We start from the raw sequence: 12,749 nt of genomic DNA, 5'->3' as shown, positions 1-12,749 counted from the left end.
CGCTGGTGCGCGCTTCGTCCGCCGGGGCGGGCGGTGCGGGGGCCAGCTTGGGCGCGCGGTGCCTGTGCGGGGCCGCCTCCGGGGCGGAGTCCGCATGAGAGGCGAGCGGTGCCATGGTGAACTTGCGCAAGCGCTTGCGCTTACGCGCACGCTCGCGGCCGGGGCCGGGCGGCGGCGCGTGCCGGGCGACGTCCTCGGTCGCGGCGGGCATCATGAGCGACCCCCCTGGCCGGGCTCCGCAGGTGCCGCCACGGCTTTGCGCACCAGCGCGGCGAGGCGGTCGGCCTGCCTGCGATCCACGTCGTCCCCGTTGCTGGGCGACGCGATCGCGGCAGGCGGTATCACCGGATGCGGCCCCGTGCCCTGTGCCCGCTGCTGCGCCTCGCGCTGGGACTGGGCGTAGTTGATGAGCGCCAGCCACTCCCCCGCGATCATCCGGTACCGGACAGCCGTCTCTTCATAGGTGGCGGCCTTTCGCAGGTGGCCTTCGGCGACGCGGCGCTCCTCGGCGGAGAGCTGCGCGTACTCGTCGGCCTGGCGGTTCGCCTGAATCATGCAGTGCTTCAGGTGGGCGATCGTGTCCTCGCGGAACTCGGGCTGGCCCTCTTCGCGAGGTGGAGGGGGTTGCGGGTCGGGTGTCATGTGAGAGGTTTCCCTTTCGGTCAGGCGGCTGCCGCCGCCAGTTCGGGCGGGGGGATGATCGGCCAGTGGGAGCTGATTCCTTCGATGGGCTCCCCATGGCGCTTGCGGTAAGCGATAAAGCTTGCGGCCTGGGTGGCCTTCTGGATCACCTGGAATCGATGCAGGTCAGGAAGGGACATCGAGGCGAGTGCCGCGAAGCGGGCCGCCACGTCGGGCCGGTAGCCGCCGGCTTCGGCCAGCCTGCCGGCTCCGATCTCGGCGCGCTCCATGATCTTCCAGGCGACCCGCGCGGCGGCCAGCGCGTCGGCCACACAGCCGTGCGCGTCCTCACCGACCGGCACGCCGTAGTGGGCGCTGACGGCGGTCAGGCTGCGCGAGCCACGCCGGTAGGTGTCGGTGGCCTTGTCGATCACATAGGGGTCGATCACGACGAGGGGTGTCGCGGCCAGCCGGTCGGCCAGCGGCATCTGCCCGTACCGCCTCGTCTCCCGGTCGATGAGCGACAGGTCGAACGGCGCGTTGTAGGCGATGATCGGCACCCCTGCCTGCGCGGCCTCCACCACGGCGTCGGCGATCTCGCCGACCGCCTCGGCCACATCCGTGCGCCCCTCGGCACGGATCCGCGCGGTGGTGTAGCCGTGAACCTCGGCGGCCTCCTGTGGTACCTCGACACCGGGATTGAGCACCCAGTGGCGCACGTCCTTGCGGCGGGCGGCCGGGTCGATGTCGATTGCGGCGGCGGTCAGGATCCGGTCGCTCTCAGGGTTCACGCCGGTGGTCTCGGTGTCCAGTGCCAGCAGGCGGGCGCGGTGCCAGGCGACCATCACGCCGCCCCCTTCAGCGGCTTGATCCGGCCGGACTTGAGCGCGTCCAGAAAGCCCCTGTGCTCGTCCGGCCCGGCGTCGCCCGGCAGAGCGCCCATCGCCCCCTCGAACGCCACCTCCAGCTCGCTGGTGGTGCCGGGCCAGGCGGCGACGATCTGCATCCACAGCACGCCGAGATCGTCCTCGTCCACCGGTTCGGCGTCCACGATCTCGACCTCGTCGGCGGGCTCCGGCCGCGTGGTTCCGGCATCCTGTGGCGACTGCGCTGCCTGCTTGGCCGCGATGACGAGCTGGTCGAACTCGGCGCGCTGCTCGCGGGTGAGCCGCACCCCCTCGCTCTTGACGTGCTCCCAGATGGTGCGCAGCTCGCCGGTGGACTCGGCCAGCCGGGCGGCCATCATCAGGTCGTCGGCAGCCAGCGCCACGCCGGGAGCCGAGATGGCCGTCCGGGCCGCACCGGCGAGGGCGGGGCCGGCACCAGAGCGACCGGTGGCCAGCTCGCCCGTGCGGGCGGCTTCGACGAGCTGGCCGGAGGTGTAGTTGGTCGGGTCGAGCAGGGGCACCCACCAGTTGAAGGTCTTGCCGTCCTTGACCTTTATGCGAGGGGAGAGGACCAGGTCGGCATCGACGTAACGCCCGACCTGGGATAGGAACTCCACCATGTCGGGCAACTCGGCGGCGGCATCCCACGACTTGGGTTCGATCCGCCATGTGCCCAGGCCGGTCACCTGTGGCAAGAGGAGGCTCACGCGGGTGTGCGGCTTGCAGGCCATCTGGCCGGACGCCCTGCACAGGCAGGGCTTGCCGGACTTGATCTCGGTGTCGCCGTCGCAGCGGCGCACCGCTCCCCCGCCGGACCACAGCTCCATCCACTCGCGGGAGGCGTTCGGCGGTACGTTGATGGGAATCCTGTCGGCCTCGGTGATGACCTCCCACTGCGCCTCCCAAGGCTGCGCGGTACCGCCGTAGAGCGCCGCGATTTCCTCAATGCGCTGCTGGTCGGGGGAGGTGAAGCGGAAGGTGGCCAGCTTCTCCGGGCGGAGTTTGTTGTTCTTGGTCGGCACGCGGTGTCCGAGCCGGATCCGCCCCGCTTCGGCAAGGCGGCGCTGGATCATGGACGGGCGGATGGGCATCAGGCGGCACCCTTCCTGGTCGCGGTGGGGGCGGGGGGAACGATGGGCCGGTAGCGGCGCATGTCGAGATGGTCGTGCACGTATCCGGCGATCTCCTTCAGGTGGAGGAACACTGCGAATTCGGCCTCGCCGGCGTGCATGGGAACGAACGCGTACTTGCCGTCCGGCCGGAGGTTGAGGATCGCCGTGCCGACGAACGGTGGCAAGGGGATCTCGGTGCCGTCCGGCAGCAGCGCGGTCTCGGCGAACCGCAGCGCGGCGAGCTGGGCCAGGTGGTCGCGGTAGACCTCGGACGGCTGCTTGTTGGGGTTGCGGCTGGTTTTGCCGTCCACCAGCCACAGTCCGGACGGCGTGGGAATGGTCATTTGCGGGTAGGTTCGCGAGCGGTAGCGCGGGTGCTGCGGCGACTCCAGCTCGGGGAAGGCCAGGTTGACCCACAGGTCGGCGGTTCCGGCATAGCCGTAGGTGCGGTTGTAGACGGTGATCTCGCTGGAGTGGACATCGCTTTCGACGTCCACTCCGAAGTCGTCCATCCACCGCAGATAGGTGTCCAGGAACTCGCGGGCCTCGGCCAGCTCCTCCTGCTCCTCGGGCGAGAACCAGGTGAGCTGTCGGCCGGTGAGGTAGGCGTCGGCGAGCTTGTGGACCAGCGTGCCGAAGTCCGCCGCGCGATCCCAGATCTTGCGGAACGCGCCCCGCGCCTCTTTGGCGAACGCCTCCCGCGTCTCGGGGTGGCGCGAGGCGCGCACGGCGGCCGGGAGGTGCTCCATCATGTGGGCGACGGTCGCCTTGGCCGCGCCAGGCGCGAGCGCGTCCTTGTCCCACTCGTTGATGATGTTGGTGACGGAGGGGTAGCGCGGTGGCCCGTCCGGGCCGTCCTTCGGGTCGCGGTAGTACCGGCCGTTCGGGGTGTCCACGGCATAGCGGGGGGCGGTCACGGCCGCTCCCTGGACGCGTCGAAGTCGAGGGCCGCGAGCTTCTCCAGGAGGTCGGCGACCGCTTCCAGCTCCCGAGCCTCCGCGTAGATACGGCTACCGCAAGGGCACGTGCCTACGATCGTGACCAGAAGATAGGCGGGGTCGCCGCCGAGTCCGTCTGCGCCGTGAGCCTCGAACCGGTCCGCATGCAGCCCGTGGGCGTAATGCCGTGGTGATAGCAGCGCGGTCACCCGGCGCAGAAACTCCTCCTGCCAGGTGTTCGCGCCCGGCGGCAGCGGGATGGGGTCACCGCCCTGAAGCAGCCGATCGAACGAGCCGACCGTCCATTGGAGAGCGGATTCGATGCCGCGACGTGATCGTGTCCGAGGGTTCAGCGCCTCACCGCGCCGGATCGTCCGCAGCCCTTCCTTGGTGAGGCCGGTGAGTTCGATGACCTCCTCCCAGTTCAGGCCAAGCTCGGCGCGCCGCTCGTCCATGACCCGCTCAGCCCGTTCGCGCGTGGTCTCGCCCATCACCACACCTCGAATCCGTCGTGCGTGACGGCACCCTGGAGAAACTCGATCCATTCGAGCCAGTACGCGAACGCGTCATCGCTGCCGAGCTTGTCTCGCACCAGCACCTCGCCACGCAAGCCTTTCTGCTTACGCCAGATGCGCACCGCCGCCTCGCACTCGACCGGCAGCACGAGCCAGCCGTCGTTGCTGCCGAACTTGTGCAGCGGCAGGCCCGGCATCTCCTTGCCGTGCCAGGAGAGCACCCGGTCCTGCTCCGCCTGATAGGCGAGGACCTGGTCCATGATCTCGGGCGTGATGGCGGCGAATTCGGCCGGATGCTCCTTCGGGTTTTCGGCTGCCCACACCTGCTCGTGGGTGATGCCGTAATCCTCGGCCTTAGGCCAGGCGGGGTAGGGATCGTCCTGGAAGGCCATGCCGATCTGGTGCATCACCTCGCGGTAGCGGGCCATACCCCAGATGTTCAGCCGGAAGTAGGACTTCCGGACTGCGCCCATCGCCTCCGATGCGGCCATGACCGCGTCCTGGGCCTCACGGTAGCGCGCGGTGCGGCCGTCGTAGGCGTCGTGGGCCTCCCGGTCGCCGATCTCGTCGGCCTTGGCCGGGTTGAACTTGCCCGCCTCCTCACGCGGCAGCGTGTCGCGGGCAGTTACGGCGGCGTTCCAGGCGTTCCGCGCTTCGGCGACCGCTTCCTGCTCACTGTCGTCCACGCGCCGCCATGACATGTCGTATCCCACTACCGGTTCCCCTCGGCCTCGCTGGTGGACGGAGTCTCGATCGCGTGGCGCACAGCCGCCTGGTGCTCGCTTTCCCTTGCTTCCAGGTGCTCGGCCAACGCCATCTCCGCACGGGTGTCGTAGCCGTCAGGCGTGGAAGCGCCGGCGTGGTGCGCCGGGGTCTCCGGATTCACTGGCCACCGCCGGGGAGTTCGTAGGTCTCGCCGATGCACCAGCGGATCAGGGCGATGATCGCGCTGCCGGGGATGCGCGGGCGGCTGCCTGGCACGGAGATGCGGGCCAGGTACCCCTCACGGGACCACCGGGAGACCGTCACGTCGGCGACGCCGAACATGGCCGCCACCTCCCAGCGCCTGTAGAACCTGTCCGGGATCACAGTGGATTCATCCGGCAGCAGCCTCACCGGGCACCGCCCCTGAGCGCCGCCACGGCGAGGTACAGCAACCGGCCCTGCCGGTGCGCGGGGACGATTCCGGCGCAGGCAAGCCGGTGCAGCTTGCGCGCACCGTAGGCGCGGTACGCCTGTGCGTAATTGATGTACGGGTCGGTCATGTCTCCTCCGTCAGGGCAGAAGTAGGGCAGGCGTTCTGGCTCATGCCAGGCCGGGTGGGTTCAGGCCGCTTTCGCGGGGACGTACGTGGCGGTGAGGTACTCGCCGATCTCGTTCAGGGCGATGTGCCGCACGCCGTCGATGACCTCGGCTCTCAGGAGGCCGTCTGCGAGAAGCGTGATGATCGTGCGCTCCGAGACGGTCATCAACTGGGCGGCTTGGGGAATGGTCAGCCACCCCCTCGGGGACGACAGGGCGCGCTCGGCGGCGGCAGCCGCATGGCGCCGCCCCTGGAAGCTGGCACTGTAGCGTTCCGCCTCGGCCCGGGGAATGCGCACGCTCTGCCTGCCGAGCCGGTAGTGCGCGACCTCTCCCTCCCGCACGATGGTGCGCGCCACGGTCGCGCTGACGCCGAGCAACCGGGCGAAGTCGGTCGTGGTGATGAGGTCGAGCATCACACCAATATCACCCAGTTGGTGATCTTGATAGGTCACAGTGGGGGTCACAAGAAGCAGTCTAGCGCACTTTGCGCGCAAGTCAATAATTTGCACGCTAGTTCATATGCGTGCCGCACTTGAACGGTGTGGCGCGACATGACTGGCATCCCGCACGGGAATGCGCGCGGCTGATACCGTTTGAACGGCGCGCAAAAGCAGAAGATCTACGGGTGGAGTGCCCCGCTCTCGGCTCAAGGGAGACGACATGACCGCCGACCACGACATCGACCTGACGGCGCTGGCCGAACTGTTGGTGCGCGCCCGCCAGGCCCGGCTGGACGGCATCAGCGTGAATGAAGCCGCCAGGCGCGCCGCGCACCTGTCCGGCGGCCGATTCTCGGCCAACACCTGGCGGGCGGCGGAACGGGGCGATCGGGCCGTGCTGACCAAAGCTTCGAGAGTGGCGACGATGGCCCTGGTGTTGTCGGAGGCGGGGACGCTGGACAACATCACCTGCGAACATCTGGAGCGCGTAGGCGCACGCGAGGCCGCTGAAATCTTCCGCAGGCACGTCTCTGCGGACGAGGATGTGACCGTTCCGGTCAGCCTTGGCCGCGAACCGCTGGGCGTGGAGGATCTTCCCAAGGACCTGCGCGCGTGGCTCGAAGGGGCGATCGCGGAACTTCGCCGCCTCCCGGGAGATCGCCGTGACCATGAAGAGATGGCTGCCGCCCTGACGGCTCAGACCATCGCGATGTATGAGATGCATGTGACGCAGATGCGGGTCCTGGGTAAGCGGTGAAAGCGTGAGCATGTGCAATGCGGTCCGGATTTCCAATTAGCGGCGTCCGTTAAGAACTTGCGGGTAATAAGATATATGGAGAACTTGCAGAATCCGTGCAGACTGGGCGTTCAGCGCACGATACTGCCGGAAACCCTTTACCGGTACGTCCGGAATGAGTACAGTACTTGCTTCTGCATTAGTTGACCGGTGTCTCGGGGTGGATCGGAACGATCCAGCGACGCCAAAGCTTCAGTATCAGGAGATCTGCATGGCAGACAACCGTGCTCAGAGCAAACCTGTCCGAGATCACCACGCCCGGACGACCGCGATCATCGTGACCGCGCTCGGCTGGGCGGTCGCCGCCGTCATCACCTTCGCGGCCCTCTCCATGCCCGAGGGCGACCATGGCGCCATCGGCGCGAACACGCTCGTGCTGGTGATGGCGGGCAACACCGTCGCCACCATCGTGGGCGCCGCCATCTACCTGGGGTGGCGCACGACCGTCGCAACGGCCCTGCTCGCCTACGGGCTGGCCATGGCGCAAAAGCAGGAGATGCTCGACATCATCCGCAAATCGGCCTGACGGACATCAGACCCGCGCCAGCGCTGCGATCTCACGGGTCAGCTCCGCCTGAGTCCACCGAGTGCCGCACCCGTCCAACCGGATGTCGCACGAAATGTTCTTCTTGTTCACTCGCACAAGGCCATTGGCCTGACAGGCCGGGCACGCAATCGGCAACCGCGACGAGGTTGCTGCGATAAGTGCCTCGTGTTCGTCCAATGACCACAGCCGCCCGCAGCCTCCTGCGGACGCTTGACACTCCACCCATTTCTCTCCGGCTGTACGCGTCATGGTTTCCTTTGCGCCGCAGCCCCAGCATGGTAGGCCGAGCCGCTGCACGTGGACCCCCCACGGCGCGAGCCTGTAGGCGCAGCGGCGCAGCGGCGCAGCCGGCCGACCTCGTGCATCATGTCGGCGATCCACTCCCGAGCCGCCGCCCACTCGGCGTGGCGCAGCAGCAGATCCGCCAGCTCGGCGACGCTCGCCGTTACGGGGTAGGTCAGCCCGCGGTGCTCACAGATGAGCCACGTCCACGCCTTGAGCGTCGAGGGAATCGACGGCGGGCCCACCTGGTCGTCATCTTCGCCGTGGATCGGCACGGCACCGTCATAGATCATACACAGCACGTCCAGCCGCAGGGGTACCGGAGCCTCACGCGAGCCGGACACCCGCTCCCCCGTTCCACCGGCCGGTGCGATGTGATGGCGCAGCCACTCCAGCAGAACCGGTGCCGCCTGGACGTCGCGCCGCAGCCGCGCGAGCCCCCAGCGGCAGATCAGCAAGCCGGGCTCGGCCTGTCGGGGTGGCAGATCGTCGGTGCGGCCGGATACAACAGGGGCCGATGCACAGTGGCGCATCTCGCATACAGAGCAGTTCCCTTCGCGCAGGCCGGGTCAGGTAAGCATGTGTGCTTACGTCATGGCTCTGATCTCATGATGCGGCATTCGGGCGGGGACGCAGCGATGATCGGGTCGGGCCATGTCCTGAGGTAAGCATGTCAGCTTGCGCAAAAACAGCGGGACCGGTTGACTGGATGGGTAATCCCCTCACGCTTCGCATCGGAGATCGCTCTGTGGCTCGCAAGCAACGCACGTCGGCCGGCACGACTGGTGCGGCCGAACTGTTCCCCGCCGAGGGCGACGCCAGCACCAAGCGGAGCAGGCGCACGCTGACGCCACGTCATGAGACACCGCGTTCGGGGCGGCCACTGCGCACCAAGGGCCGGGCGGACACCATGACCTTGTCGGCCCGCCTCCACGCTCATCTCGACGACCGACTGACCGTGGCATGCGAGCGCACCGGTCATGGGCCGAAGGGCATCGTCGAGGAGGCGATTCACAACTACGCCGACGCTCTCGGCGTCCCGGCCGAGCTGCCCCAAGACGATGACGGCTTCACCGAGGCCATGCCGCATGACTACTCCAACCGCAAGAACCGCCGCCCAGATGGCGAAGGCACAGACCCGGACCTACTGATGCTGTCGGTGCGGGTGCGGCCGATCACCCGCGCCCGCATGTGGCACTGCTGCGTGATGACCGGGCAGGGAGTTCAGAGCACCATGACCACCCTGCTTAACCTGTACCTTCACAAGCTCGGCGTGCCGCAGAACGTCCACCGCGACGCCAAGGGGCGGTTGCGTCGCAGCGGGTGAAGTCGCCATTGTCGGTCGCCGGATGATTTCTGGCTTCACTTCCGGTGACCTGATCGAGTCGGCGAGACTGTGGACATGACCGAAGTCGTGCTGACACACCACAACGGGACTCAAGCGGCCGAGATGTGGCCGGATATCTACGAGGTCTACAGGGCGGCATTCGGCCGTCCTCCTCATTCGCAGGCCGAAGAGGACTTCCGGAACTTCGACGACCGAGCGCACACCCAGTTTCAGCAGAACGGATTCGACCTCGTGGCGGCACGGAAGGACGGGGCGCTCACCGGTTTTTCGTACGGGCACACACTGCCTTCCGGCTCATCCTGGTGGCAGCGCTTCGACCCTCCGCTCGATCCCGCCTTCGCAATGGAGACCGGCACCAGGACGTTCTTCGTCGTCGAACTGGCGGTCCATCCCGACTGCCAGCGGCAGGGGCTCGGTAAGGCCATGCTTACCGAACTGCTGAGACCTCGTACCGAGGAGCGGGCCACCCTGGCGTCCAATCCGCATGTGCCCGATGTGCAGCGGATGTACGAGCGGTGGGGGTGGGAGAAGGTCGGCCGAGTAGCGGCGAATACCCCAACCGCGCCACAGCCGTTCTTCGATATTTTCCTGCTCAGGTCACTCCGAAGCTCGGGGGCTTGATGGCCGCCCGATAGTCGGCGAAGCCGCGGAGCTGCCCGCGCCTCTCGACGGGTACTGCCTCGATCACGCGATGCGCCGTATTCAAAATCATGAGGCTGCGGTACGGGACCGGCAAGCCGTCGATCAGCTCCGTCGCCTCCTTGATTCCGCGCTCATAGTCGCCGCTCCGGCTGGCGCGTATCGCCCGATGAAGCTGTATATTGACCCGGTTTTGATAGGTAGGTGATCCGCGTTCGCCAGATAGGGCCTTGTCGCACGCCTCGTCGGCGGCCTGGTCGGACCCCACGAACGAATGCACCCACGACGTCGTGAACAACGCTGAATCCGCTCTCCAGGCGAACCCCTCGTCGAACGTCACTTGCTCGCAGAGGTCATGGAGATGGCAAAGCGCCTCCAACGCCTCCTCGGTTCGCCCCAGTACCGCCAGCCCTTGGGCCTCGGCACTCACCGCATGCAGCAGGCCGGGACTCGGCGTCCTTCCGGCCAGCGCCGCCGCCTTCTGGGCGAGCGCGACCGCCGTGCGCAGTGAGCGCGGAGAGTACAACGCGAAGACAGCCTCATACCCCAGGGCCCAGACCCGCATGTTGAGGTCGCCGGAGGCGTCTGCTGCGTGCCGAGCGGTGATCCACCAGCGGCGAGCGGCATCATATTCACCCAGCCGGGTCAGCACGTTAGCCTGAATGAGAGCCATCCAGGAGGCCGCGCGCTGTAGCTCGGCAGGCTCACGGACGCCAGGGGCCGCCAGCGCCTGCTGAAGCGCAATCACATCACCCGTGATTCCCGACCGCACCATGGCCGGCGGCTGAGTCTGAAGTGCGTGCATGTGATCGGCGCAGGCCATCTCCCAATCCTGCGCGGTGTAAGTCTCGGCCACGTTCACGGCCTGGTTGAGCACTTGTTCGAGCATCTGCCGGGCGGGCTCGTCTACGGCGACCTGCGAGAGCACCCCAAGGCCCGCCAGCTTGAGCAAAAGGCGGCGTTCCACATCGTCTTCCTGATCTGCGGCTTTTCCTGTACTTCCACGGTAACCCTCGGCGGGCCTCTGCGGCATCACCACATCGGCGAACGGTATACGTCCGAGTCGTTGTACCAAAGGCCACAGCCTCAGCAACTCTCTCTCCGCCCCCAGCGCATCGTCGAGGGCTTGCACCTTCCCATGCCGGTCAGGAAGTACTTCTCCGCGCTCGATCGCCGTCAACATGGAGGGCATATCCCACCTTGGCGGACAAATCGCCTAAATCCAGGCTTTCGCCGACACGGGCTTCGTAGGAGTCTCGCAACTCCCTTATCCGGGCTCCGAAATAGGCCGCCATCGACTCATATCGGTCGAACTGCTTACGCGGTCTCGGCATCTGCCCCTGCCTCACGAATGCTAGTGAAGGCCAGTGAGGACCCCTGGCAGTCGGCCCTTGCCCTGAGAGCGTGTTTGAGAAGATCGTTCATGTCCGGCGTGGCGGCGTGACGAGACATGCCGATACCGCCAAAGTGGCTCAATGCCCCCCGCTCGCTACCCCTCCGACCTGACCGACGCCCAGTGGGAACTGATCGAACCTGTGCTGCCCGGGCCGAACGCCGGCGGGCGCCCGGAAAAGCACCCGCGCCGGGAGATCGTCAACGCCATCCTGTACGTGGTCCGATCGGGATGCCCGTGGCGGTACCTGCCCACCGACCTGCCGCCCTGGCAGACCGTGTACTGGTACTTCCAGCAATGGGAGGCCGCCGGCGTCACCGAGACCCTCCTGCGTGAGCTGCGGATCAAGGCCCGCCGCGCCGACGGCCGCGCCGATGAACCCACGGCCGGGATCATCGACTCCCAAAGCGTCAAAGGCGCCGACACCGTCGGAGGTGACAGCCGTGGATACGACGCCGGGAAGAAGATCAACGGGCGTAAGCGATTCATCGTCACCGACACCACCGGCCTGCTGGTGACGGTGACGGTGCTGGCCGCGAGTTGGCAGGACCGCGACGGGGCCAAGACCGCGTTGCTGTCGGCGTACCTGACCACCCCGATCCGGCATGTGTTCGCCGACCAGGGGTTCGCCGGGCGGCTGGTGGACTGGACCCGCGACCGGCTGCGCACCACCCTGGAGATCGTGCGCAAGCCCGCGGACAAGCCCGGCTTCAACGTCATCGCCCGGCGCTGGGTGGTGGAACGGACCTTGGCCTGGCTGACCGCCTGCCGCCGCCTGGCCCGCGACTACGAACGCGACCCGGCCGTCTCCGAGGCGCTGATCCGCTGGGCCGCCATCGCGGGTATGGCACGCCGCCTCACCCGGGGAGGACCCGCACGACGCCAACCCCGCTACATCTGCCCTTGAGCTCTAAACGATCTTCTCAAACACGCACTGAGTCATTGGCTTAGAACAGCATAAACGTTGCCTCACGAAAAGACCTGACTCGCACGAGTAGATGCGACGCGTTACCGCACGGAGTGTGCAACCGATGGACGGACACGCAGTGCCCCCGAGAAGCGCCGATCACGGCGGTCCTCCCAACATGTCTCGATTTGATGCGACTGTGCCGAATGCTGCCCGGATTTACGACTACCTGCTCGGCGGGAAGAACCACTTCCCCGCCGACCGGGAAGCCGCCGCGGAGCTGCTTGAGCGGTCGTCTCACATCCGGGCCGGCGTGCGGGCGAACCGGAATTTCCTGGAGCGCGCGGTCAGAGAATGCGCCCGACGCGACTACGACCAGTTCATCGACCTCGGCTCCGGCCTGCCGACCCAGCAGAACGTCCACCAGGTCGTCCAGGCCGTCAACCCCGACGCCCGCGTGGTGTACGCGGACAACGACTTGATGGCCGTCACCCATGGTCGCGCGCTGCTGAACGCGCCGGGCGTGACCATGCTCCAAGGCGACATCCGCCGCCCCGACGAGATCCTCAACGCCCCGGCCCTTACCGAGCTGATCGACCTGCGACGCCCGGTCGTGGTCGTCGCCGTCGCCGTCCTCCACTTCGTCAGCGACCGCGAGGACCCCGCAGGGATCATCGCCCGGCTGCGCGCCCGGCTCGCCCCCGGCAGCCGTCTGGTGGTCAGCCACGCCTGCACCGACGAGGCGAGCGACGAGCAGATCGCCGAAGGACACGCCATCTACGCGCGGTCCTCCAGCCCGGCGGCCTTCCGCCGAAGCGAGGACATCGCCGTCATACTGACCACCTGCACCATGGAACCCCCGGGCCTGGTCCCGGTGTCGGAGTGGAAGCCCGACCCGGACATCCCGGCCGAAGACGTCGGCAACGCCATCTTTCTCGGCGGCATCGCCGATCTGAACGCCTACGGCCCGCTGGAGCGTGGCTGATGGACCCGTTCATGCCCGCTTACCAGGCGCGCAC

The 12,749-nt window shown here is 67.5% G+C and carries 18 protein-coding genes; 6 read left to right on the top strand and 12 right to left on the bottom strand.

The features are described 5' to 3' along the window. The 10 genes from C1I98_RS40660 to C1I98_RS24695 form a co-directional block, all read right to left on the bottom strand. Positions 1-214: hypothetical protein (locus C1I98_RS40660; protein ID WP_199537185.1), on the bottom strand; the 214-nt coding region annotated here is incomplete at its 3' end. Continuing rightward, positions 211-642, bottom strand: a complete 432-nt coding sequence (locus C1I98_RS24730; protein WP_111169820.1) for a hypothetical protein — start codon at positions 640-642, stop codon at positions 211-213. The genes C1I98_RS24730 and C1I98_RS40660, both read right to left, overlap by 4 nt. A gap of 20 nt (positions 643-662) precedes the next feature. Next, entirely contained in the window at positions 663-1,466 is an 804-nt protein-coding gene (locus C1I98_RS24725; protein ID WP_111169819.1) for an exonuclease domain-containing protein, read from the bottom strand. Beyond that, entirely contained in the window at positions 1,466-2,599 is a 1,134-nt protein-coding gene (locus tag C1I98_RS24720; RefSeq protein ID WP_111169818.1) for a recombination directionality factor, read from the bottom strand. The genes C1I98_RS24725 and C1I98_RS24720 overlap by 1 nt, the downstream gene beginning before the upstream one ends. After that, positions 2,599-3,537 (bottom strand): hypothetical protein, encoded by a 939-nt coding sequence (locus tag C1I98_RS24715; protein WP_146607612.1) that lies wholly within the window; start codon positions 3,535-3,537, stop codon positions 2,599-2,601. The genes C1I98_RS24720 and C1I98_RS24715 overlap by 1 nt, the downstream gene beginning before the upstream one ends. Further along, on the bottom strand, positions 3,534-4,055 hold the full coding sequence (locus C1I98_RS24710) for a hypothetical protein (RefSeq protein ID WP_111169816.1): 522 nt from the start codon (positions 4,053-4,055) through the stop codon (positions 3,534-3,536). The genes C1I98_RS24715 and C1I98_RS24710 overlap by 4 nt, the downstream gene beginning before the upstream one ends. Beyond that, positions 4,049-4,759, bottom strand: a complete 711-nt coding sequence (locus C1I98_RS24705) for a hypothetical protein (RefSeq protein WP_146607611.1) — start codon at positions 4,757-4,759, stop codon at positions 4,049-4,051. Before C1I98_RS24705 ends, C1I98_RS24710 begins: the two co-directional genes overlap by 7 nt. A gap of 196 nt (positions 4,760-4,955) precedes the next feature. Further along, positions 4,956-5,162: a MerR family transcriptional regulator gene (locus C1I98_RS24700; RefSeq protein ID WP_111169814.1), complete on the bottom strand. Its 207-nt coding sequence runs from the start codon at positions 5,160-5,162 to the stop codon at positions 4,956-4,958. A 23-nt stretch (positions 5,163-5,185) separates the two neighbouring features. Next, positions 5,186-5,338 carry a hypothetical protein gene (locus tag C1I98_RS41680; RefSeq protein WP_158558167.1) on the bottom strand — a complete coding sequence of 51 codons (153 nt, stop codon included), beginning with the start codon at positions 5,336-5,338 and terminating at the stop codon, positions 5,186-5,188. A 60-nt stretch (positions 5,339-5,398) separates the two neighbouring features. After that, the gene (locus C1I98_RS24695; protein WP_146607610.1) at positions 5,399-5,842 is read right to left on the bottom strand and encodes a helix-turn-helix domain-containing protein; all 444 of its coding nucleotides are present in this window, start codon (positions 5,840-5,842) and stop codon (positions 5,399-5,401) included. 196 nt (positions 5,843-6,038) lie between these two features. On the opposite strand from C1I98_RS24695, the gene C1I98_RS24690 reads away from it, so the two are divergent. Further along, entirely contained in the window at positions 6,039-6,575 is a 537-nt protein-coding gene (locus tag C1I98_RS24690; protein WP_111169812.1) for a hypothetical protein, read from the top strand. A gap of 250 nt (positions 6,576-6,825) precedes the next feature. Continuing rightward, the gene (locus C1I98_RS24685; protein ID WP_146607609.1) at positions 6,826-7,140 is read left to right on the top strand and encodes a hypothetical protein; all 315 of its coding nucleotides are present in this window, start codon (positions 6,826-6,828) and stop codon (positions 7,138-7,140) included. A 266-nt stretch (positions 7,141-7,406) separates the two neighbouring features. On the opposite strand, the gene C1I98_RS24680 is transcribed toward C1I98_RS24685, so the two are convergent. After that, positions 7,407-7,901 carry a hypothetical protein gene (locus C1I98_RS24680; protein ID WP_111169810.1) on the bottom strand — a complete coding sequence of 165 codons (495 nt, stop codon included), beginning with the start codon at positions 7,899-7,901 and terminating at the stop codon, positions 7,407-7,409. A gap of 290 nt (positions 7,902-8,191) precedes the next feature. On the opposite strand from C1I98_RS24680, the gene C1I98_RS24675 reads away from it, so the two are divergent. Next, positions 8,192-8,770 (top strand): hypothetical protein, encoded by a 579-nt coding sequence (locus tag C1I98_RS24675; RefSeq protein WP_111169809.1) that lies wholly within the window; start codon positions 8,192-8,194, stop codon positions 8,768-8,770. Between the two features lie 75 nt (positions 8,771-8,845). Continuing rightward, positions 8,846-9,412 carry a GNAT family N-acetyltransferase gene (locus C1I98_RS24670; RefSeq protein ID WP_146607608.1) on the top strand — a complete coding sequence of 189 codons (567 nt, stop codon included), beginning with the start codon at positions 8,846-8,848 and terminating at the stop codon, positions 9,410-9,412. Here C1I98_RS24670 and C1I98_RS24665 read toward each other — a convergent pair. After that, on the bottom strand, positions 9,384-10,613 hold the full coding sequence (locus tag C1I98_RS24665; protein ID WP_146607607.1) for a hypothetical protein: 1,230 nt from the start codon (positions 10,611-10,613) through the stop codon (positions 9,384-9,386). The two genes, C1I98_RS24670 and C1I98_RS24665, sit on opposite strands and share 29 nt — an antisense overlap. A 292-nt stretch (positions 10,614-10,905) precedes the next feature. Here C1I98_RS24665 and C1I98_RS24660 point away from each other — a divergent pair, with 292 nt between their 5' ends. Next, complete coding sequence (locus C1I98_RS24660; protein WP_111169806.1) at positions 10,906-11,730, top strand: IS5 family transposase; 825 nt, start codon at positions 10,906-10,908, stop codon at positions 11,728-11,730. A gap of 91 nt (positions 11,731-11,821) precedes the next feature. Then, positions 11,822-12,715, top strand: a complete 894-nt coding sequence (locus C1I98_RS24655) for an SAM-dependent methyltransferase (RefSeq protein WP_306461912.1) — start codon at positions 11,822-11,824, stop codon at positions 12,713-12,715. Positions 12,716-12,749: the final 34 nt, after the last annotated feature.

It is taken from the genome of Spongiactinospora gelatinilytica (assembly GCF_003236385.1).
Taxonomy (GTDB): Bacteria; Actinomycetota; Actinomycetes; order Streptosporangiales; family Streptosporangiaceae; genus Spongiactinospora; species Spongiactinospora gelatinilytica.
Note: the sequence above shows the minus strand (reverse complement) of the source record. Positions and strands in the feature narration are given on the sequence as shown.